Below are 20,278 nucleotides of genomic sequence, written 5' to 3'. Positions count from 1 at the left end.
TTAGGTGGGATTGACTATAATATCTGATTTTATTTTGCTTGAACGCGTCATTACTTTAATGCGACATTAATAATGGCTATTTAATAAATAAATCGGTAAATAAAAGTCAGTCTCTTATCGCCAGTATTTTGCTGCAAAGATACTGGCTTTTTTTCTGTCATCTGTATGCCATTGTTTGCTATGATAATGACGTTTTTGTCTGATAGAAGAGTTAGCTAACCGTGCCTCAAGTATCCGCGTCGTCTTATAAGCGTCCCCGCAAGCTCTGGTGGCTAGTTGGCTTTGTATTATTCGCGCTATTTGCCGTCTTGCAAATGCCAGCAGCATGGTTAGTTGAAAAATATGCACCAGATACGCCGTATGTACAACATGTGTCGGGCAACTTATGGCAGGGCTCTGCGATTTGGCAACTGCCGGTATCAGCAGCGCCGCTTACCGGTGCCGCTGAATGGACGTGGCAGCCGTGGCATTTATTATTGGGTAAGCTAGGGGCAGAGGTCGATATCAGCTCAGAGCAGACGCGCCTAAATGGGCAGGTGCAGGTAGGTACCAGCTCTTGGCAGGTTCAAAACATGAGCGGTAAAATTGCCCCTGAAACTTTAGCCAGTGTGATCGATTGGCAGCTGCCTAATACCCCGATTCAGGTCAATAACGTTTCATTAAAACGTCAGTCTGCTAACAATGCTGAAGCAAGCAGTTCAGGTAAAAACGCAGCGGGGTTTAGTGAGGCGAGCGGTCAGCTTACATGGGTAGGCGGTGAAGTCGGTTATCCTAGCGGCAGTAAGATTTTTTATATTACCATGCCCGCGCTGCGAGCCGAGCTTAGTGCCGAGCAAAAGAATAATAAAAATTTGCTGCATGTCAATCTCGTCAACAATCAAGAGAAGCGTTTGGGCGATTTGTATATCGATGGCGACAATATGCTAGATGTGAGTTTAACCCAGCGTCTATTAGAAAATATGCCAGAATATAAAGGCCAAGCCCCACAAGATAAGCCTGTGGTGAGTGTGCGACAGCCACTGCTTGCTGGTTTGGGGACGCGCTAGATGATGAGTGTTACCGATATTTCTAGCCGTTTAAAACCTATTATTAATACCCTAAATCGCTTTGCCGCGTGGTTGTTGTTATTAGCCATTGTTTGGTTGTGCTGGAGCGCCGCGCGCTTGCTGTGGTTATTGCTGGCACCACCACTAGCACCTGCCTTACCGCTGGCTCACCTACAAAGTACGGCGAACAGTAGTACAGATCATAGTGGTTTATTTGCCATTTTTGCTGACCCTGATCCTATTGCAGCCCCAGTTCAGCCGCCGCCCAATGTTGGGCTAAAAGGCGTACTTATTGCCATACCAGAGAGCCTGTCTTCAGCGATGCTAGACGTCAATGGTGAGGTGAAAAATTACCGTATCGGTGACACTTTAAAGGACAGCGATTATACGCTGGTTGCTGTCGATTGGAATGAAGTCATTATTGCTGATGCTAATGATAAAGAAATCGTCATCAAAATGCCGGAAGCCATGCCACTTGATCAAAGCACTATGCTGGCGGGTGCGGTAAGTAATCAGCGTTTGCCAGACAATAATATGTTGCCTAATTTATCTAATGCACCGCTGCCCGAGCAAGGCAATCCTGAGATGCAAGCAACTGGGGAAGCAAGTAGTGATAGCGCGCCGCAGTCGCCAATCGACGAAGCCGTCACCGAATTGCAAGAAAATCCTGCCAGTTATTTAAGTCGCATGGGCGTGATGGCGTCAGGCGAAAGCTATCAGGTCACAGCAGCGATGCCTGCTAAACTGCGTAATCGGCTAGGGCTAGAGCCAGGCGACAAGGTACTGACTGTTAATGGTCAAAGTGTCGGTAGTAATCCTGGGCAAGATGCCAGCGTGCTGCAACAAGTAAAACAATCTGGTGAAGCACAAATAGAAGTACAGCGCGGCGATCAAGTCATTACCATTCGTCAGCAGTTTTAATTAAAAATATTCATCAGTTCTTAATTTAGATAATATTAATTCAGCACGCAAAACTCAGCAAACACGACATCAAGTAACATGCGACATCACTGTGGGTAATCATCAATATGGTCAGTTCTCAAAATTTTTCGGTCACGCCTTTGTACCATATCTTGCAGCGTTTGATGCGTTTGTGTCGTCCGCTTTGCCTAGCTGTGCCACTGTGGGCGGCAAGTACGGGCCTTGTTCATGCAGAAAGCTGGAAGGTTAATCTGCAAGACGCTGATATCAAAGCATTTATTAATGAAGTGGCGACCATTACCAATCAAAACTTTGTCCTTGATCCGCGCATCAACGGTAATGTGACGGTCATTTCTAATAAAGCGCTGTCGCGTGACGAGATTTTTCAGCTGTTTTTAAGTGTCATGCAGGTAAATGGCATTGCCGCTATCGACTCCGGTACGACGATTAAGCTGGTGCCTGATAACGTCGCCAAACAATCGGGCGTGGCGGTGGACTTACGCGGTGATAGCGTTGGTGAAGCGCTAGCAACGCGGGTGATTTATTTGACCAATACCCAAGCCGCAGAAGTGCTCGGCGTCATTCGACCCTTGATGCCGCAGTCGGCGCACGCAGCAGCAGTACCGGGCGTCAATGCTCTAGTGTTGTCTGATCGCGCTGATAGCCTAAACCAATTGACAGCGCTTATCCGCGATTTAGACAGCAACGTCAATGACAGTTTGCAAGTCATACCGCTGCGTCATGTCGATGCCGAGCGCATGATGGAGCTGATTAGCGCCTTGGTAGCAAGCGCGAGTAGCGGGCAAGCGCAAGGCGGTAGTAATCAGCTGAAAGTCATCGCCGATACCTCTAGCGATAGGCTACTCGTCAAAGGCAGTCCTGAGATGATTGCCAAAGTCCAAGAAATGGTGAGTCAGCTAGACACCACGCCATCAAGGCGTTTGAGTGGTCTGCGCGTCTTTCGTTTAAAATATGCCAGTGCTGGACACATTGCAGAGATGCTACGCGGCTTGCTTGCCAGTCAATCTATCAATAGCTCTGGTGCCGCCTCAACCTTAGAGTCAGCTTCCCTAAACGATGCCAGTAGTACGGGGTCGCCCATTAATAGTAGCGCTAATGCGCTTGCCAATAGTGCTACGAAAAATACGACTGGCAATAGTGGCGCGGCTTTATCCACGTCAAATTTAGGCGGCGCAGGTAACGGTATCGGCGGTCGACCTTTTAGCATCATCGCTGATGAAACCCAAAACGCGGTCATCGTCAATGCCGCGCCCGAGCTGATGTTCGAGATTGAAGATGCCGTCAATCAGCTTGATAGCCGCCGCGCGCAGGTCTTGATTCAAGCGGCGATTGTCGAGGTGTCAGGCGATGATGCTACCCAACTTGGCGTGCAGTGGGCGCTAGGCAATGCCAATAGTGGGTATGGGGTGGTGAACTTTAATAATGTTGGTGCAAGTGCCGTCTCGCTCGCCGCCGCAGCGTTGTCGGGCGGGGCAAATATTAGTTCAGCGGCAGGCTCTATTGCTGGGGCTTTAATTGGCATCGGCGACAGTAAAAAAGACAGCCAAGGCAATACGCAGTTTTACGGCGCTATCTTACAAGCGCTTGATTCATCGACCAGTGCCAATTTGTTATCTATGCCATCAATCTTGACCTTAGATAATGAAAAAGCCAGTATTTTAGTCGGTCAAAACGTGCCTTTTGTCACCGGTTCTTATACCACCGGCAGTGACTCTTCAACCAATCCATTCCAAACCATTGACCGCCAAGATATTGGTATCAATTTAAACGTTATACCTCATATCGGTGACAATGGCACCGTGCGTTTAGAGGTTTCGCAAGAGGTCTCATCAGTCGTACCCGGCAGCGCGGCCAATGCCAGCGGTCTTATTACCAATAAAAGCCTGATTAATACCACCATCCTAGCCGACGATCAGCAGACGATTGCCTTGGGCGGTTTGATGCGCGATAACACCACCACCCGCCAACAAAAAGTTCCCGGCTTGGGTAGTGTGCCCGTCATTGGGCGACTGTTCCGCTCTGATAATGACAGCACACAAAAGAGCAACTTAATCATCTTTTTACAGCCGACCATCTTACGTGATGGCGGGGCTGTCGCTAGTGTGACTGAGCGCAAATACAATCAGATGCGCGTCCTACAGCTGGTCATCGATAAAAACGGCACGATTAAACAGCTGCCACTTAGCGGGACAGAAGGTTGGAATGGCAACGTCAGTGCTGACTATGAGCTGATGCCGCTTAACCCATTGGTACCTAAGCGTGACCAAACGCCAAAAACAACTTCTCAAGGCTTTACCAAAGTCGATAGCCCAAGCAGCGAAATTAAGACTTATCCTCTAAAACGTTAAACTCTAATATAGGTCGCTTACGAGTCAATATCGCAAGCGACAACCTCTAGGTTAAAATAAAACGATATAGCGAGTAAATATACGGCATGATGGCGTTGCCGTACATTAGCTTGCGTATTCATAACACAGTTAAACACAGCGTGTCCTTGAGCGGCGTATAATTAAAAGATATTTAACTGCGTATGACTTTTATAAACAATTATTTATAATCATACTTTAAGTGACACTAATTTTAAGTGATGAAAGTTTTGAGTAGCAAAGATTTTGAGTAGAAAAGGTTTTAAGACTATTAAATAAAGAGTAGTTAAAACAGATAGGCGACAATAATGGTCAATCCTAACAAAAATAGAAAAAAATGGTTGACCCTGAGTGTGGTTGGCATGGCTCTGTTACTAATTCCGCGGCGTAGTAGTAAAAAAGCCGATAGAAAATTATCAGATGATGCTAAAAGTAATCGTAATGATAAAGTGACTGACAAAGTAACTAATCAGACAGATATTAAGGATAATTCAGCGCTAAAATAGAAGCTGTTAACATTAAAAGCCATTCTATTAAAGGCGATAACTACCGATTAAAGCTACGTTTTTATTTAAAAAATATTATTAAAATCATTAAATTTGGAGTCTATTGATGACGACGATTGACGCCTCATTTAACGCTAATGAGAACCTACCCACCATTTTCCCTTTAATCGATACGCATACCCACTTTGATGAACCGGTATTTGATGTTGATAGAGACGAGCAGCTACAAAAGGCTTATCAACAAGGCGTACGCCATCTGGTGCTAGTAGGATATTTGCACCAACATTTTGAGCGCCTGTATGAGACTGAGCAACGGATTAATAAACAGTCGCGCTCTATTGCAGGACAAACTGCTCAGCAAGAAGAATCGCATCTTACGGCGCATATTGCCCTAGGTCTGCATCCCCTTTATATCGACCAGCATACAGAGGCGCATTTAGAGAATATGGCGCAGAGGTTAAATGAAAAGCGTCCTTTAGCCATCGGTGAAATCGGTTTAGATACGTATACTGATGAAATGAAGCAGCCTGAGATGTTAGAAAAACAGCAGCGTTTTTTTAACGCGCAGCTAGATATGGCGGTCACGCATCAACTACCTGTGATGCTGCATATTCGTAAAGCGCATGCTGAAGCGTTGGCACTATTAAAAGCGCATGATTATGATGCCCATAAGCTTGGTGGCATTGCTCATAGCTTTAGTGGCGGCGAACAAGAAGCAAAAGCGTTTGTAAAACTGGGCTTTAAACTTGGCGTGACTGGCCAAGTGACCAATCCAAATGCAAAGAAGCTGCGCCGTGCAATTCAAGCGGCGGTCGACACTTACGGCACTGAATGTTTGGTCATCGAGACGGACTGCCCAGATATGACGCCGATTATGTGTCAGGATTCAGATAAGAGTCAATCAGCGCACGGGCAAAATTCAGATGATAAAAGGGATGATGCGCCAGCTCACAATAGAAATGTCCCTGCCAATCTGCCTTATGTATTAGGCAGCTTAAGTGAGTTACTGGACGTATCAGCGGCTACGCTTGCCGAGCAATTGTGGCACAACAGTTGCAGTGCTTTACAGACTAACTGGCATTATTCGTGATAATTGTTATAAAACACACTGACTATTAATTAAAAACTTTACAAGAGCTCTCACCTGTTATGACTGAAGAAGCACAATTGCAACCACTTACGGCACAGCCAGATACTTTAAAGAACCAAAATGTCATTGCTACCAATGAACAACTTGCCCCTGACAACTTGGACATAACAGATATAGTTGAAGATTCAGATGAGCAGTATGAGCGCCGTTTTAGAGGGACGCAAACCCTTTATGGTGCAGCGGCAGTAGATACCTTTGCTGCAGCGCATGTTTATGTGATTGGCGTTGGCGGGGTGGGCTCATGGGCAGCAGAAGCGCTCGCTCGCACCGCCGTTGGCACGATTACCTTGATTGATTTGGATGTTTTGGTGGCCTCAAACGTCAATCGTCAGCTGCCGGCGTTAGACAGTACGTTTGGGCAAAGTAAAATTGCCGCGATGGCAGCACGTATCCGTGAGATTAATCCAAAAGTTACACTGCATTTAGTGGATGATTTTTTGACTGCTGAAAACGTCGCGGCGCTATTGCCCAATCGTGAGCAAGCCAAAGCGGCTGCGCAAAAAAATCCCATTGTCGTTTTAGATTGTGTCGATGACATGAACGCCAAACTTGCCATTGCGCTGCATTGTCGTTTTAACAAATTAAAATTGGTTTGCGCAGGCGGGGCGGGTGGTAAAATAGATCCAAGCCAGATTCGCGTCAGTGATTTACGTGACAGTTATCAAGATCCGCTATTGGCTAAGCTACGTAACAAACTGCGCCATGAAAAGGGCATCAATAGTGCGCTCAAAGAAAAGTTTGGTATCAAGTGTGTTTACTCCATAGAACCGCCGCGCGTCGATAAAAGTTGTCAGACAGGGGGATTGCACTGCGGCGGTTATGGCTCGGCGGTAGTTGTCACGTCGGTAGTAGGTATGCTGATGGTAAGTGAGGCATTACAATTGTTGCTCAAGCAGGCGCACGTTAAACAGAACGTCTGATATTATTTTTATGGAGACTATCTTGTCTACAACTAATCCAGCTAAAATCAGTTACCCAGTAGCGGTAGATGAAGCAGAACGCATCGCTAAGCTTAAAAAGTATCAAGTGCTTAATGACAATGAGGAGCCTGCATTTAAGCGCCTTGTCGATTTGCCACAGCTGTTTTTTGACATGCCGATAGTCACCATTACCTTTATGGATGAAGAAACACAGTATTTAAAGTCTGCCCGTGGGTTGGGCGATATATGTCGTACCACACGCGAAGTTGCTATTTGTAACTACACCGTATTATCTAATGATGTTTTTGTGGTTGCAGACCTGTCAAAGGACGAGCGCTTTAGTCAAAATCCATTGGTTACTGATTCACCATTTTTACGCTTTTATGCCGGTGCGCCAATTATCATCCATGATGATAACAAAAATTATCGCTTGGGTTCTTTATGTTTGATGGATACGAAGCCGCATCATGATTTTGATGAGCAGCAACAAAAAGTTTTGGCACAATTTGCCATGATGGCAGCAGATGCTTTGCAACTACAAGACCAGCAGCGCCATGCGAAGCATGCCAATGAGATGAAATCGGAGTTCTTGGCCAATATGAGCCACGAAATACGCACACCGATGAATGGTATTATTGGTATGGTTGAGATGCTAAGCGAAACCAAACTGAGCGCTGAACAACAAGAATACGTCGATAATATAAAAGTTTTAAATGAGCATCTGCTGGCAATTATTAATGGCATTTTAGATTTGTCAAAAGTGGAATCGGGCAAAATGTTCATCGACTCTATTCCGATAAACCTCTCGAGCCTTTGTAATGAAGTGGTGAGCTTATTTGCTGTCAAAGCCCGTCAGCGTGGTTTGATTCTAGACTACCGTTATACGGAGTCAGTATCGCCTTATATCAAGGGCGATCCGGTACGCCTCAAGCAAATCATGGTAAATTTGGTCAATAACGCCATCAAATTTACCCGTGAAGGCGGCCGAGTGACGATTGATGTCAAGCACATGCAAAACAACCCTTGTGGTAATAAATATGATGAGCATAACGCTACGTGTCGTAATGCGCTTCATGTAGAGCAGGCTTCTCATTATAATACTGACGATAGGGGTTTGATTAATCATCAAGACATGACGCTTTGTATTGAAGTCACAGATACGGGAGTCGGTATTAAGCCTGAATCATTAGAAGCAATCTTTGATGCTTATGATCAAGCCAATACGTATACTCATCGTCTTTATGGCGGCACCGGACTTGGTTTGTCGGTTTGTAAATCTTTGGTGGATCTTATGGGCGGCTATATCGAAGTGGACAGTGTCGTTGGAGTCGGTACGACCTTTACTGTCATGCTGCCGTTACCTCCTATCGATGAGGCAGGCTACGAGAACTGGCAGGACTCAAGCGACTTTGGCATGACCGAACCGAGTCATGAGCTTACGGGGCATATCTTACTTGTTGAAGATGATAGCGTTAATGCGATGATTGCTAAAAAAGCGCTTAACAATAGCGGCCATACCGTCACCCACGTCACTGATGGGCAACAAGCGATTGAAGCTTTTGCTTTGCATCCCGAGCTGTATGATATCATCTTGATGGATCATCATATGCCGATTATGGATGGCGTACAGGCGACCATTAAGCTGCATGAGCTTTATGATCCACAAGTACTGCCGCCTATCATTGCCCTGACCGCCAATGCGATGGATGGCGAGCGTAAAAAATACCTCGATGTCGGCATGCAAGATTATTGCACCAAGCCTTTTAAGCAAGAACAGCTTAATGCTTTGGTTCAATACTGGCTGATGCACAAGCAATCGTTAGAAGAGTAATCTTTTATTTAAAATACGCTCTATAAAAAAAGCTTAACCACTTATTCGCGGTTAAGCTTTTTTGTTTATAAGCGAGACAAAATGCTTAGTTAACGCATGCCTAATTAATGTACGCTTAGTGAACGCCCGCTTAGTTAACGCGCGTTTGGTAATCACCCGTACGCGTATCAACACGGACAATTTCGCCTTGCTGCACAAATAATGGCACCCGTACCACAGCGCCCGTCTCTAGCGTCGCAGGTTTGCCGCCGCCGCCTGACGTATCACCGCGGACACCAGGATCGGTTTCGGTGATTTGTAATTCAACAAAGTTGGGCGGGGTGACGGATAACGGCACACCATTAAATAAGGTGATGGTGCAAAGAGCGTTGCTGTTTTCTTTTAGCCATTTTAACGCTTCACCAACCGCTGTTTTATCGGCTTGTAGCTGCTCAAAGCTCTCAGGGTGCATAAAGTGCCAAAATTCACCATCGTTATAAAGATAGTTCATTTCAGTATCGATGACATCCGCCGCCTCTAAGCTATCGCCTGACTTAAACGTCTGCTCGAGCACACGACCGCTGCGTAAGTTACGCATTTTGACACGGTTAAAGGCTTGCCCCTTACCAGGTTTGACAAACTCATTTTCAAGAATGGCATAAGGGTTGCCATCGAGCATGACTTTGAGACCAGCTTTAAATTCGTTAGTAGAAAAACTTGCCACGGAAAACTCCTAAGGGTTGTAAGTATTGTCATCAATAATTGGATGTGGGGTGTGGGCCTTGCTTTTGCTGCGCTAAAACCGCTTACAATGCTCAGTAATTAATGCTCAGTAATAAGTGAATCGCGCGTACACTTTGATAGTGGATGCACTAAGCGCGTATAATAGCGGCTTTTGGGCACAAGTATAAGGTTGTCATGATAAACCATTTAATCACACAAAAAAACTGGCAAACGCAATTATCCGAAGCGATAACCTCTATTGATGAGCTGCTTGAGCTGTTAAAGCTTGAAGCACTGCGCTCAGAGGTCTATGTGCCTGAGCACTTTACGCTGCGAGTGCCGCGAGGTTTTGTGGCAAAAATGACGGTCGGCGACAGTCAGGATCCATTGCTCAGGCAAGTATTGCCCAATCAAAAAGAACAAATTGCTGTGACCGGTTACGTAGCAGACCCCTTAAGCGAGAGTACGCACAATCCGGTTAAAGGTTTGCTGCATAAATACCAATCACGAGTGCTGCTAACCATTACGGGTGCTTGCGCCATCCATTGTCGTTACTGCTTTCGCCAGCATTTTGACTACAGCGCCAATATGCCAACCGCCGATGCCAAAGAACACATTATCAATTATATCAGTGCCAACCCTGAGGTTAACGAGGTGATTTTAAGCGGCGGCGATCCGTTAAATGTCACTAACAGACGCTTATTTGCTTGGCTCGATACGTTAGAGGCCATTCCGCAATTAACCACCATCCGGCTACATACCCGGCTACCCGTGGTGATTCCAGCGCGTCTAGATGAGGCACTATTAGATAGACTGTCAAAAAGTCGCTGCCAAATTGTGATGGTGATTCATTGTAACCATGCCAACGAGATTGACGCGCTGACCGCCGAGTATTTGCAGCGTGCTCGCGCCGCTGGCATTACTTTATTAAATCAAGCGGTACTATTAAAGGATATCAACGATAGTGTGGCTGTGCAAACCGCGTTAAGTCAGCGTTTATTTGCGGCTGGCGTGCTGCCTTATTATCTGTATGTGTTGGATAAAGTGGCAGGCGCGGCCCACTTTGACAGTGACGAGCGTGCGGCTATTGAGATTTATTGGTCATTACTGGCAGCATTGCCTGGTTACTTAGTGCCAAAATTGGTGCGAGAGTTGCCAAATAAACCCTTTAAAGTACCGATTAATATTTACAATGAGACTTAAAATGGGCAATATAGTACATCACTATTTTAGTAAACAAATAACGACTAAAATAGTTGGTAATTATTTATTATCGATAGAAAATTATTAGAGTGAGTTAAGAAATAAACATAAGTAAATAGATATTCACAGGCAGATGGATTGGTAGTCAGCAGTAGGTCAGTTGGTTGTCATTTGTAAGGATGATGTCTAAGCCGTATTGCTTGTAAACATAAATTCTGAGATCTGAGAATAGTTCTAGACCTCTATTGATACCGTGCGCAATTACTAAGGATAGTAATGGTAAATTTATCGACGTTGCAACAGTATTTAAAAGCTGATGTGCCCTCATCGCAGACTTTACCTAAGTCCTTGAACAGCGATGCGCTGCGTTTGCGTAAATGGGCGGCGCTGCTGCCTATGCAAACAGAGACGCAGCAAACAGAGCAGCTAGAACAAGTGCTCACAGAGTTGCGCGGGGCGAAGATAAAGGATCGACAACGCCTGATGCTATTTAATATTGTGATGGATGCGGCCAATCAACTGATTGCGCTGCTGCGCCAGCATTATATATATGAAACAGGCGCTTTTAACGACTATCAGCTGGGCTATGCGGCGCAGGTGAAGGCGCTGTACTATTTAATGATTATGGGTTATGACGATGTCATACGCCGAGAAATTGCTTTTTTAACAGATAAAGCGCCGCAATCATCAAATGGCTTATGGCAGCGCTATTTTACCAATAACAAATCCGCGCCAACCACTTTAGCGATTGCATCCTACCAAACACTACTGATGTATCAAAGACTCTTGTTCGAAGAGGCGCTTTGTTATCAAAAGCCTGTCCCATACTTATGGTCTAATATTAATCAGCTTTACTATAGGGCTTGTCAGCAGCGGACAGTTGATATCGATGTCAGTGCTTATATCACCACCCACTGTGCGGATAGTATCCATCAATTATATGCTCAGCTATGCCTGCATAGCTTGTTAAACGTCCGCGCTATGCGCAGGGCCAATATTTTAATGGCACAGCGTTTGCTACTAGAGTGGAGCGAACATCTCGTTGCAACCAGAGAGCCGCAAACGGCGACAAGGATATTCGTCAATTTACATAGTGACAGTGCGCCGACGTATTTAACCGCCCATTCAGAGATTAATCCCTATGATGCGCATCATGATTGTGTGTTTATAGAGCTGGCACCGCTGGTCACTTATCTAAAATCGCGTAGGGAGAAACTTATCAAGGAAGGTCGCGAAGGGGCTGAGTGTTGTTTGATTAATACGGTTGCTAAGACATTAAGCTATCGCTATATCCAGCCCCCATTAACGCTACCGATTAAACAAAGCGCTAAATGTGATGCGCACGTCATTACTAGATTTAATGATATTCATTACCGCGTGAGTAATGAGCAAAGCTTATCGAGCCTAATTGTCGCCAAAGAGCTACCAGATTATCAGCAACCTCGCTATGACACCTTGCAAAAAAATCACTCTGTCAATAAAGCTTTGGCGGTAGAGACGTTTGATGGCAGATGTAGCGGTGATCTTATCAATAATGGCAATGATTTGTCTCACTTTCGCACCATGCGACTACTGCCCGAACCAGAGGAGCTAGTAGCGAGCAAAAAGGTTAATTCTTTTCCTTACACAGCGGTATCAATAAACAGTTTTGAGACAGAGAATGTCTTAGAAAAGGATTATGACGTTAAAGGAGCAAAATACATAGTAAAAATCGCTGAAAACGACGTGCTTACTTCTATTGCGCCGCCGTCATTGCGCATCATGAGTCTTTTCTTATTGTGCCGCCTTGACGACTCCGCCTCACCTGATTGGTCAATAGGGGTGGTGCGTTGGCGCGAGATGGACAGTAAAGAGCCTAAACTTGATTGGCAAGTGCTCGGTCACCAACTCATCGCTTGCGGTATTCGTCTGCACAATAGAGACAGTCGCAGCCGACATTTTGTGCCTGCGTTCGTCGTCGGTAGTGATGAGCAGTTACAGACTACCTGTAGCTTGATCGTGCCGACTTCTCATTTTCAAGTAGGTGATAAAGTGGTGATGCGCATCAGTACCAAGCAAAAAACACTGCGTTTGGTACGGCATATGATGATGACCGATGAGTTTAACCAATATGAAGTGGCGCAGCTCTAAACGTCTATGTCTCAAAACGCTTATATCTCAAAATTCCTATACCAGCAGTACGCGATATATCGATATCATTTTTCACTGACTTTATTTAGTTAGCCTTAACGCGCACATTGAGCTTGTAACTTAAGCAGCAGTCGATTAAATTATTGTTTATAATAACAAAACCGCTACTATGATTTAAAAGGCTTCCTATGCGTATTCAGTCCATCTTAAACCTATTAGTCATCGATGACGACCAGCTCTACGCTGAGCGACTCGTAGACTTGCTAGGTTCGTATTATGATAGTGTGAACTTGGGTTTTTTAGATGACAAAGAAGAGCTGTTAAAGACGCTACGTCAACCGTGGGATGTGTTGGTGTTTGGGCGAGCTTATGACATGAACTTTACTGATGTGGTTGGCATCATTCAAGAGCAAGGTATTGACTTGCCAATGATTTGTCTAATCAGTAAGGAAACCGCTGCCAACGCTCATAATGATAAAAACTTACCTGCCGTGATGAGTAGTACGATGGTTAAGGCGCTTGGCGCAGAGCAAGAGCTGGCAGTTGTCATGGCAATTTGTTTGCAGCATGATAATTTACGCTGTCGTCAGCAGCTTAAATCCTTACAGCATGTCATATCGGAAGCCGAGCAACGCGCAAATGTGCTGATTAAGAACTCTAAAAGTGCGGTCGCTTATATTGACCAAGGTATACATATCTTTGCCAATGATCCATACCTGCAGTTGTTTGGTTTTGAGTCAATGAATGACATCATTGGCATACCTGTGATTGATTTGATTGATGGCGGCGATAATATAAAAGCCTTTAAGCAGTTTCTACGGCAATTTGATAAAGGCAACCGTAAAGACGTTGAGTTTAATTTTGAAAGTAAACGTACCGATGGTAGTACGTTTGCGGCAACTTTACAATTGGCTTCGGCAACTTTGGACAGCGAGCCAGTTACTCAAATCATTATTCAGCAAAGTAACAATAATAGCGCTGAAGTTGCCAAGCGCTTGGCAGCCGCTGAGCGCAAAGACAGCTTAACCGGTATTGATAATCGCCTCGGTTTTGAGTTGCAGTTGACTAAAGTGTATGAACAAGCAAAACAAGGCGTCTTGACGGCAGGACTATTCTATATCCAGCTTGATAATGTGGGTAAAATTAGAAGTAGTTTGGGCCTTCAAGGCTTAGATACTACAGTGCAGCAAGTTGCTCATGCCTTAGATGCGCTGATGACAAATGAATTGGGAGCAGAAAGTCACGTAAGCCGTTTTAGTGATACGGCTTTTACTATCTTAGTAGAAAATCAAAATACTGCCGCGCTTAAAAAGTTGGCTGAGAAAATCGGTTCGACCATCAATGAGATGCTTATCGAAGTGGATAAGCGTACCACCCATACCACGGCAAGTATTGCTATCGTAAAGATAGAAAAAAGTACGCCTGAGCCAAGAGTATTGCTTGAGCGCGCGCTGGACGCTATCAATCAAATTATGATTGAGACTTCCAATCATGGCGATAAATACCATTTGTATGACGCCAGCCAACATGCCAATAGCGATGACCATGCCCTTGCCGAATCTTTAGTCGATGCCATTACTAACAATCGCTTTGAATTGTTATTCCAGCCGATATATGACATCAATCATGATCGCAGTGATTTCTTTGAAGTATACCTGCGCCTACCATTGGCAGATGCGAATAACACTGTATTGACCCCTGATCAATTTATGGCGGTAGCCAAAGCCCATAAACTGCTTGAAAAAATAGACCGCTGGATACTCATTAATGCTTGTAAGAGAATTAATGACGTGCGTAAATCACATCCAGATGCAAGGTTATTGGTACAGCTGACCAATGCTTCTTTGGTAGACAAAAAACTGCCGAGTGTTGCCAGTCAATTAATCAATGCCGTTGGCGGTCAAGCGGGAGCGTTAACCTTACAATTTAGTGAAAAAGACATCGCCGACCATTTAACCGTCGCAAAATCTCAATTTGCCGCCCTTAACCAAGTCAACTGTCAGCTGGGTATCAATAATTTTGGCTCATCGGCCAAATCGGTTGAGCTTGCCAGTTTTGTGCAGCCTGACATGGTACGCTTAGCCCGCAGTTATGTAGACGGGATTGATACTCCTGAGAATTTAGAAACGGTTAAATCGCTCATCGTGCGTACCAATGAGATTAATGTTGATGTCTTAATGCCCTTTATTGAAGATGCCGCGACCATGTCGGTTGCTTGGAGTGTGGGAGCGCGCTATCTGCAGGGCTATTATTTAGAAGCACCTAGTAATACCATAAAAGTGTCAAGCGAGACATAAGTCTGGCCAAATAACTTTTATTTTTACCACATGACCCATATTTAACTGTTAGCAACGATATATACTTCTACGCAGCGCTATGTATGTTCCTCAATTTTACCTTGTATTATGATTGAGGTAGACGCATACATAGCGAATGCTCCTCAATTAAAGATTATCCCATCATGTCTATTGTCAAAAAATACCAATTAGGCGCTGTATTTGCCGCTATCTTATTGCTCACCGCTTGTGAGAAAACGCCCCCTGATTATCGTGCCCCTGTGACGCTGCCGCTTTATACTGAGGGTGACGCTGATAACGGTGCGCTGATATATCAAGATGCTTGTGGTCAGTGTCATCAGCTCAACCCAGGGCTTAATAAAAAAGGGCCGCAGCTAATGAATATTTACGGCGCAAAAGCCGCCGAGCTAGAAGATTATAATTATAGTGAAGGGCTTGCAGCATCAGGTTGGGTATGGGATGCTAAAACGCTCGATCCTTATATTGCCGACGCCGAGAAGGCAATGCCAGATACAAAAATGCTCTCAGACCCGATGCCTGATGCAAAAGAGCGTGCGGATGTGATTGCTTATTTATCAACGCTGCGGGCGCCAGTACCAGCAGCCGGTGATGAGGCAAAGTAACAGTAACAGCTATCTAGAGCTATTACTTCTTTAACCTATTTTTTAAAAATGAGCCAAGAATCGATAATGAACCAAGCCACTCAAGCTACTGATGACTATCGCCATAATCAGCAAAAAATTGCTCAGTTAATGATGCAATTAAATCAAATCGTGCTAGATAAACCAGAGGTGGTTAAATTGGCGCTCAGCGGTATTTTGGCAGGCGGGCATTTATTATTGCAAGATTTGCCCGGTATGGGTAAAACGACGTTGGCGCAAGGCTTGGCGCAATTGCTCGGTTTGAGTTTTAGCCGCGTGCAATTTACCAATGATATGCTGCCAGCAGATATTTTGGGCATGAGTATTTTTGATCAAAGTCAGCAGCAATTTGAGTTTCGTCCCGGTCCTATTTTTACGCAGCTGCTACTCGCCGATGAGATTAATCGCTCTAGCCCTAAAACCCAAAGCGCGCTATTAGAAGCGATGGAGGAGCGGCAAGTCACGCAAGACGGGCAAACTTACCCTTTGCCGCAGCCGTTCTTTGTCATAGCCACCCAAAACCCATTACAGCAGGCGGGCGTCTATCCGCTTCCTGAATCGCAGCTGGACAGGTTTTTATTATGTTTGTCGCTCGGTTATCCATCGCCTGCCGCAGAGCGTGAGCTGTTAAAAGGTCAAGATCGCCGTGAACTATTAAAACAGCTTGGCTCCGTCCTCGATACCGAGGCGGTTTTATTGGCGCAGCAAGGGGTCAAGCAGGTTTATGTCGCCGATGTGGTGCTAGATTATCTACAAAGACTGGTCGCAAAAACACGCGCAAGCTTTGATTATCATGGCTTATCACCGCGTGGCGTGCTGTCGCTACAGCGCGCGGCACAGGCTTATGCTTATGTGTCGGGGCACATGGAGGTGACGCCTGAAGATATTCAAGCGGTATTTGCTGCGGTCACCGATCATCGCCTCGGTCAGCGTTTTATTCCCGCCCATGTAAGCGGCGGACAAACAACGCAAACCATAGCCCAACGTATTTTGGCAGACGTGGCTGTCATTGTTTAAAGACGTGTTGTTCAAAAGTCTGTCAGGTAACCGCTGGTTTTTTTATAGCGCGCTTATATGAAAACTGCTATTTAATTATCTATGTGGCTAATTTACTGGTAAGGATAGGATAGTCATGAGCCTTTTGCCAAAAGCCTTAACCACACCAGCCAGCTCAGTATTAAGCCGTTGGTTTGCCGCGCGCGCGCCAAAAACGGATAGTGCGACGCTTAATTTGCGTAACGTTTATATCTTTTTTAGCCGCGAAGGCATGCTATTTGCAGTGTTGTTAATCATCACCTTTATCGCAGGTATCAATTACGGCAATAACTTGGTGCTAGGCTTGTGTTTTTATCTGGTCAGTGTCTGGCTGATTAGCTTTCATGTGACCTTTGCGCATATCTCAGGTCTGCAAGTACGTTTGCTCGACGTCACCATGGCAGAAGCAGGTGCACCCGTTTGGGTGACGTTGCAAATAAAAAATGACAGCCGCCAACCAAGACGGCAGTTGTTGTTTGCCTTTGAGCAAGCGAGCTTTGAGCAAACAGCTAAGCAAAAGAGCAAAAAGACGATTAAAAAAAACCATAAAAAAAACAAACCTAGCGCTGATGATCTATCCTCAATACTGGTTACACGGCTACAAGACGAGCAAATTATTCGTTTGCCGGTGCAGACACATACTCGTGGGCAGCTAAAATTACCAAGATTAACCATCAAAACCGTTTATCCGTTAGGCATCATGCGCGCGTGGTCTTATGTGTATTTTTCCCGTACTGCTTGGGTGTATCCAAAACCTGAAGCATTTGATTGGCAGGCACAATATGCCGTCGCAAGTCAGGAGGATTTACCAACAGGCGGACAGTATCGCCAAGGGCAAGATGACTTCGAGCGCCTTGATAATTATATTGAAGGCGAGTCATTAGCTCGCGTTTCGTGGGGGCACGTGGCGCGCGGTCAAGGCATGTTTACCAAACACTTTGCTGACCCTGTCGGTCATGAGCAAACCCTAGATTATGCCGATATGCCAGCGGCGCAGCATGAGCAAAAATTGGCGCAATTGGCGTATGGCGCGCTACAATTAGGTGAGCTGGGCGTAGCATTTAATATGCGTTTGCCCAACGATAGACCATCAGCGTCAACAGTGAGTGAAGGCGAGGCTTTTGCGCAAGCGTGCTTGCTAAGGTTGGCAAAAGCGCCATGAGCAAATTTAAAGATAACGCTTCAAATGAGATTAAAATAACTCCGGTAAGCTTTGAGCAGTTGGCATCGGGTCAAAATATTGGTGTAACTGATGGCGCGAGCAGCAATGATAAATGGACTCATAAGCTGCTTGCATTACCAGCCTATTACTGGGTATTAATTGCGCAAGTTATCGTTATTTTACCCCATGCAGCGCATCTACCGTTATGGCTCATAGGTTTTGCGGTGGTCAGTATCATCGCCCAGATGCCGCACATAAAGGCCCGATTTAAAAAACTCGCGCATTTAAAGCGAGTCTATCAAGGCATGCAAATGCTCGGCTTCTTGGTCGGGCTAGTAGGTTTGTGGCTCACCTATAACACGGCGTTTGGTCTTGATATGGGCGTGGCGTTTTTAGTGCTATGTCTGATCAGCAAGCTGTGGGAGCTGTATAAGCGCCGCGATGCTTATGTGGTATTAAATTTATCGCTATTTGTACTGGCGTCGCTATTTTTGATGGACCAAGGCATGGTGACCACTTTTGAAGTGGTTGTCGGGGCAGTCGTTGTATTGTTAGCGTTTATTGCGCTCAACGATGATGGCAATACGCGCGGTGATGGGCGTCTGCGCACTTTGGGCGTGCTCGGTATCGGAGCGTTGCCATTATTGGTCGTGCTGTTTTTATTCTTTCCGCGCCTACCGCCATTATGGTCAGTACAGCTATCAGGGCAGCAAGCGACCACGGGCGTCTCCGACAGTATGGCGCCCGGTGACTTTGCAAATTTAGGCCAGTCGACCGAGCTGGCTTTTCGGGTAGAATTTGCAGAAAACCGCCCACCACAGCAGCAGCTATATTGGCGTGGTTTGGTATTTAGCGACTTTGATGGGGTGACATGGCGTCCTAGCTCGCAGCAGCGCGAGTGGCAACCGGCGCCGCCAGTGCCAAATTGGATGGCAAGTGCCTTAGCAAGCGTTCCTGATGAGGTAAAAGTTGCACCAAATCGCTATCAAGTTATCCTAGAGCCGACGCAGCAAAACTGGCTATTTGGCCTTGATTATCCTTTTACCCAGCAGCAAGATATCAGTATCACCTCCAATTTTACCTTGCGAAAAGACCAACCTGTCACCCAGCAGCTGCGCTACGAGGTCCTACAATTTGCACCGATGCGTATCGACACGGCGCTAACAGATGAGGCGCGCCGTCTGAACCTTGTCCTACCAAGTAGCGGCAACCCGCAGGCGCGAGCGCTGGCGCAGCAGTTATTTGCCCAGTCAGGCTCAGACCCAGTGCGCTATATACAGTCAATCGAGCGCTGGATCAACCAAACGAACTTTCGTTATACGCTATCACCGCCACGGCTGCACAATAACCGTATTGATGAGTTTTTATTTGAAACCAAAGCTGGGTTCTGCGAGCATTATTCTTCAAGTTTTACCTTTATGCTACGGGCGGCGGGTATCCCTGCGCGCGTCGTTGCTGGCTATCAAGGCGGTGAGCCAAGCCGTAACGGCAATGTTTGGGAAGTACGGCAAATGGATGCGCACGCTTGGACAGAGGTTTGGCTTGAGGGTCAAGGCTGGGTTCGCGTTGATCCAACGGCTTTTGTCGCCCCTGAGCGCGTCGAGCAAGGCATGGATGCGTTAACACAGGCGCGAGGAGCTACAATGTTTGGCGATGGCGCGGGCGCGCAAATCAGCTATCAGCAGTATCAAATGCTGCAAACTCTGCGTCGCCTATCAGACCAAGCAAGCTACTACTGGCAAAAAGACGTCGTCGGCTATGATCAGGACAAGCAAGCCGATTCGCTACTCAAATGGTTTAACATCCGCTCCATCATGCAGCAAATCACTTGGCTGGTGGTTAGCGCCATTAGCGTTATAGCGATTCTTGTTTTTGTTATCTGGCAACGGCGCCGCAAACGCTGGCATCCCGCCGACTTACCGCTTACACAATTATCAAAACGCCTTGGTAAAGCCGATAAATCACTTGCTCGTGATGATAGCGAGGGGCAATTGGCGTGGCTTGCGCGTTTGGCAGGCGAGATTGATGATGACAGTATTCAAAATAGCGACCCGAATAGTAAAGTGAATAAGCTAAGCGCTAGCGGACAATCAGAACTTGTCCAAGAAAAAATTGCGCAGATTCAACAACACTATCGCCAGCTACGCTATGGCCGTTTAAGCACGCTTGAAACCAATGATAGTGAGTACCAAAAAGTACTCAATCAGCTAAAAAAAGCGGCGCGTGAATTGTTCTAATTCATTTTTTTAAATATAGTGAATCTCAAATAAGACGTGCTATTGGTATAAATTTTCTTTGCTTGCTGTGTGACTTTGTCACGTCAGAGGCTGCAAAAAATTCATCCCAG

Annotated in this window: 15 protein-coding genes; 14 read left to right on the top strand and 1 reads right to left on the bottom strand. The window is 45.8% G+C overall.

Features of this window, described 5'->3' with window-relative positions; translation table 11 throughout:
• Positions 1 to 221: 221 nt before the first annotated feature.
• The 7 genes from gspN to B4240_RS03290 all read left to right on the top strand — a co-directional run bounded on the left by gspN (position 222) and on the right by B4240_RS03290 (position 8,761).
• Positions 222 to 1,046 carry a type II secretion system protein N gene (gene gspN / locus B4240_RS03320; protein WP_296236820.1) on the top strand — a complete coding sequence of 275 codons (825 nt, stop codon included), beginning with the start codon at positions 222 to 224 and terminating at the stop codon, positions 1,044 to 1,046.
• Positions 1,047 to 1,967 carry a type II secretion system protein N gene (locus tag B4240_RS03315; RefSeq protein WP_296236819.1) on the top strand — a complete coding sequence of 307 codons (921 nt, stop codon included), beginning with the start codon at positions 1,047 to 1,049 and terminating at the stop codon, positions 1,965 to 1,967.
• A gap of 107 nt (positions 1,968 to 2,074) precedes the next feature.
• The gene (gene gspD, locus B4240_RS03310) at positions 2,075 to 4,336 is read left to right on the top strand and encodes a type II secretion system secretin GspD (RefSeq protein ID WP_296236818.1); all 2,262 of its coding nucleotides are present in this window, start codon (positions 2,075 to 2,077) and stop codon (positions 4,334 to 4,336) included.
• A 326-nt stretch (positions 4,337 to 4,662) separates the two neighbouring features.
• Positions 4,663 to 4,860, top strand: coding sequence for a hypothetical protein (locus tag B4240_RS03305; RefSeq protein ID WP_296236817.1), 198 nt, complete (start codon positions 4,663 to 4,665; stop codon positions 4,858 to 4,860).
• A 106-nt stretch (positions 4,861 to 4,966) separates the two neighbouring features.
• Positions 4,967 to 5,950 (top strand): TatD family hydrolase, encoded by a 984-nt coding sequence (locus B4240_RS03300; RefSeq protein ID WP_296236816.1) that lies wholly within the window; start codon positions 4,967 to 4,969, stop codon positions 5,948 to 5,950.
• 59 nt (positions 5,951 to 6,009) lie between these two features.
• Complete coding sequence (locus B4240_RS03295) at positions 6,010 to 6,930, top strand: tRNA threonylcarbamoyladenosine dehydratase (RefSeq protein ID WP_296236815.1); 921 nt, start codon at positions 6,010 to 6,012, stop codon at positions 6,928 to 6,930.
• A gap of 22 nt (positions 6,931 to 6,952) precedes the next feature.
• The gene (locus B4240_RS03290; RefSeq protein ID WP_296236814.1) at positions 6,953 to 8,761 is read left to right on the top strand and encodes a GAF domain-containing hybrid sensor histidine kinase/response regulator; all 1,809 of its coding nucleotides are present in this window, start codon (positions 6,953 to 6,955) and stop codon (positions 8,759 to 8,761) included.
• 130 nt (positions 8,762 to 8,891) lie between these two features.
• On the opposite strand, the gene efp is transcribed toward B4240_RS03290, so the two are convergent.
• Positions 8,892 to 9,464 carry an elongation factor P gene (efp, locus tag B4240_RS03285; RefSeq protein ID WP_296236813.1) on the bottom strand — a complete coding sequence of 191 codons (573 nt, stop codon included), beginning with the start codon at positions 9,462 to 9,464 and terminating at the stop codon, positions 8,892 to 8,894.
• A 194-nt stretch (positions 9,465 to 9,658) separates the two neighbouring features.
• Between efp and epmB the strand changes: the two genes are divergently transcribed.
• From epmB to B4240_RS03250, 7 genes are all read left to right on the top strand, one after another.
• Positions 9,659 to 10,666 carry an EF-P beta-lysylation protein EpmB gene (gene epmB, locus B4240_RS03280; RefSeq protein ID WP_296236812.1) on the top strand — a complete coding sequence of 336 codons (1,008 nt, stop codon included), beginning with the start codon at positions 9,659 to 9,661 and terminating at the stop codon, positions 10,664 to 10,666.
• A 276-nt stretch (positions 10,667 to 10,942) separates the two neighbouring features.
• Positions 10,943 to 12,796: a hypothetical protein gene (locus tag B4240_RS03275; RefSeq protein WP_296236811.1), complete on the top strand. Its 1,854-nt coding sequence runs from the start codon at positions 10,943 to 10,945 to the stop codon at positions 12,794 to 12,796.
• A 188-nt stretch (positions 12,797 to 12,984) separates the two neighbouring features.
• Positions 12,985 to 15,093, top strand: a complete 2,109-nt coding sequence (locus tag B4240_RS03270; RefSeq protein ID WP_296236810.1) for an EAL domain-containing protein — start codon at positions 12,985 to 12,987, stop codon at positions 15,091 to 15,093.
• A gap of 164 nt (positions 15,094 to 15,257) precedes the next feature.
• On the top strand, positions 15,258 to 15,716 hold the full coding sequence (locus B4240_RS03265) for a c-type cytochrome (RefSeq protein WP_296236809.1): 459 nt from the start codon (positions 15,258 to 15,260) through the stop codon (positions 15,714 to 15,716).
• Positions 15,717 to 15,782: 66 nt separating this feature from the next.
• On the top strand, positions 15,783 to 16,751 hold the full coding sequence (locus B4240_RS03260) for an AAA family ATPase (protein WP_296236808.1): 969 nt from the start codon (positions 15,783 to 15,785) through the stop codon (positions 16,749 to 16,751).
• A gap of 115 nt (positions 16,752 to 16,866) precedes the next feature.
• Positions 16,867 to 17,931: a hypothetical protein gene (locus B4240_RS03255; RefSeq protein WP_296236807.1), complete on the top strand. Its 1,065-nt coding sequence runs from the start codon at positions 16,867 to 16,869 to the stop codon at positions 17,929 to 17,931.
• Positions 17,928 to 20,168: a DUF3488 and transglutaminase-like domain-containing protein gene (locus tag B4240_RS03250; protein ID WP_296236806.1), complete on the top strand. Its 2,241-nt coding sequence runs from the start codon at positions 17,928 to 17,930 to the stop codon at positions 20,166 to 20,168. The genes B4240_RS03255 and B4240_RS03250 overlap by 4 nt, the downstream gene beginning before the upstream one ends.
• Positions 20,169 to 20,278: the final 110 nt, after the last annotated feature.

The sequence above is a fragment of the Psychrobacter sp. UBA5136 genome, assembly GCF_002414005.1.
In the GTDB taxonomy this organism is placed as follows: Bacteria; Pseudomonadota; Gammaproteobacteria; order Pseudomonadales; family Moraxellaceae; genus Psychrobacter.
This window is presented reverse-complemented; position numbering and strand designations above follow the sequence as displayed.

Coding starts and splice junctions, on each gene's coding strand:
- B4240_RS03270 (WP_296236810.1), top strand. CDS start 12,985: ATGCGTATTCAGTCCATCTTAAACCTATTAGTCATCGATGACGACCAG.
- epmB (WP_296236812.1), top strand. CDS start 9,659: ATGATAAACCATTTAATCACACAAAAAAACTGGCAAACGCAATTATCC.
- B4240_RS03265 (WP_296236809.1), top strand. CDS start 15,258: ATGTCTATTGTCAAAAAATACCAATTAGGCGCTGTATTTGCCGCTATC.
- B4240_RS03260 (WP_296236808.1), top strand. CDS start 15,783: ATGAACCAAGCCACTCAAGCTACTGATGACTATCGCCATAATCAGCAA.
- B4240_RS03255 (WP_296236807.1), top strand. CDS start 16,867: ATGAGCCTTTTGCCAAAAGCCTTAACCACACCAGCCAGCTCAGTATTA.
- gspD (WP_296236818.1), top strand. CDS start 2,075: ATGGTCAGTTCTCAAAATTTTTCGGTCACGCCTTTGTACCATATCTTG.
- B4240_RS03295 (WP_296236815.1), top strand. CDS start 6,010: ATGACTGAAGAAGCACAATTGCAACCACTTACGGCACAGCCAGATACT.
- B4240_RS03305 (WP_296236817.1), top strand. CDS start 4,663: ATGGTCAATCCTAACAAAAATAGAAAAAAATGGTTGACCCTGAGTGTG.
- B4240_RS03275 (WP_296236811.1), top strand. CDS start 10,943: ATGGTAAATTTATCGACGTTGCAACAGTATTTAAAAGCTGATGTGCCC.
- B4240_RS03315 (WP_296236819.1), top strand. CDS start 1,047: ATGATGAGTGTTACCGATATTTCTAGCCGTTTAAAACCTATTATTAAT.
- B4240_RS03300 (WP_296236816.1), top strand. CDS start 4,967: ATGACGACGATTGACGCCTCATTTAACGCTAATGAGAACCTACCCACC.
- B4240_RS03250 (WP_296236806.1), top strand. CDS start 17,928: ATGAGCAAATTTAAAGATAACGCTTCAAATGAGATTAAAATAACTCCG.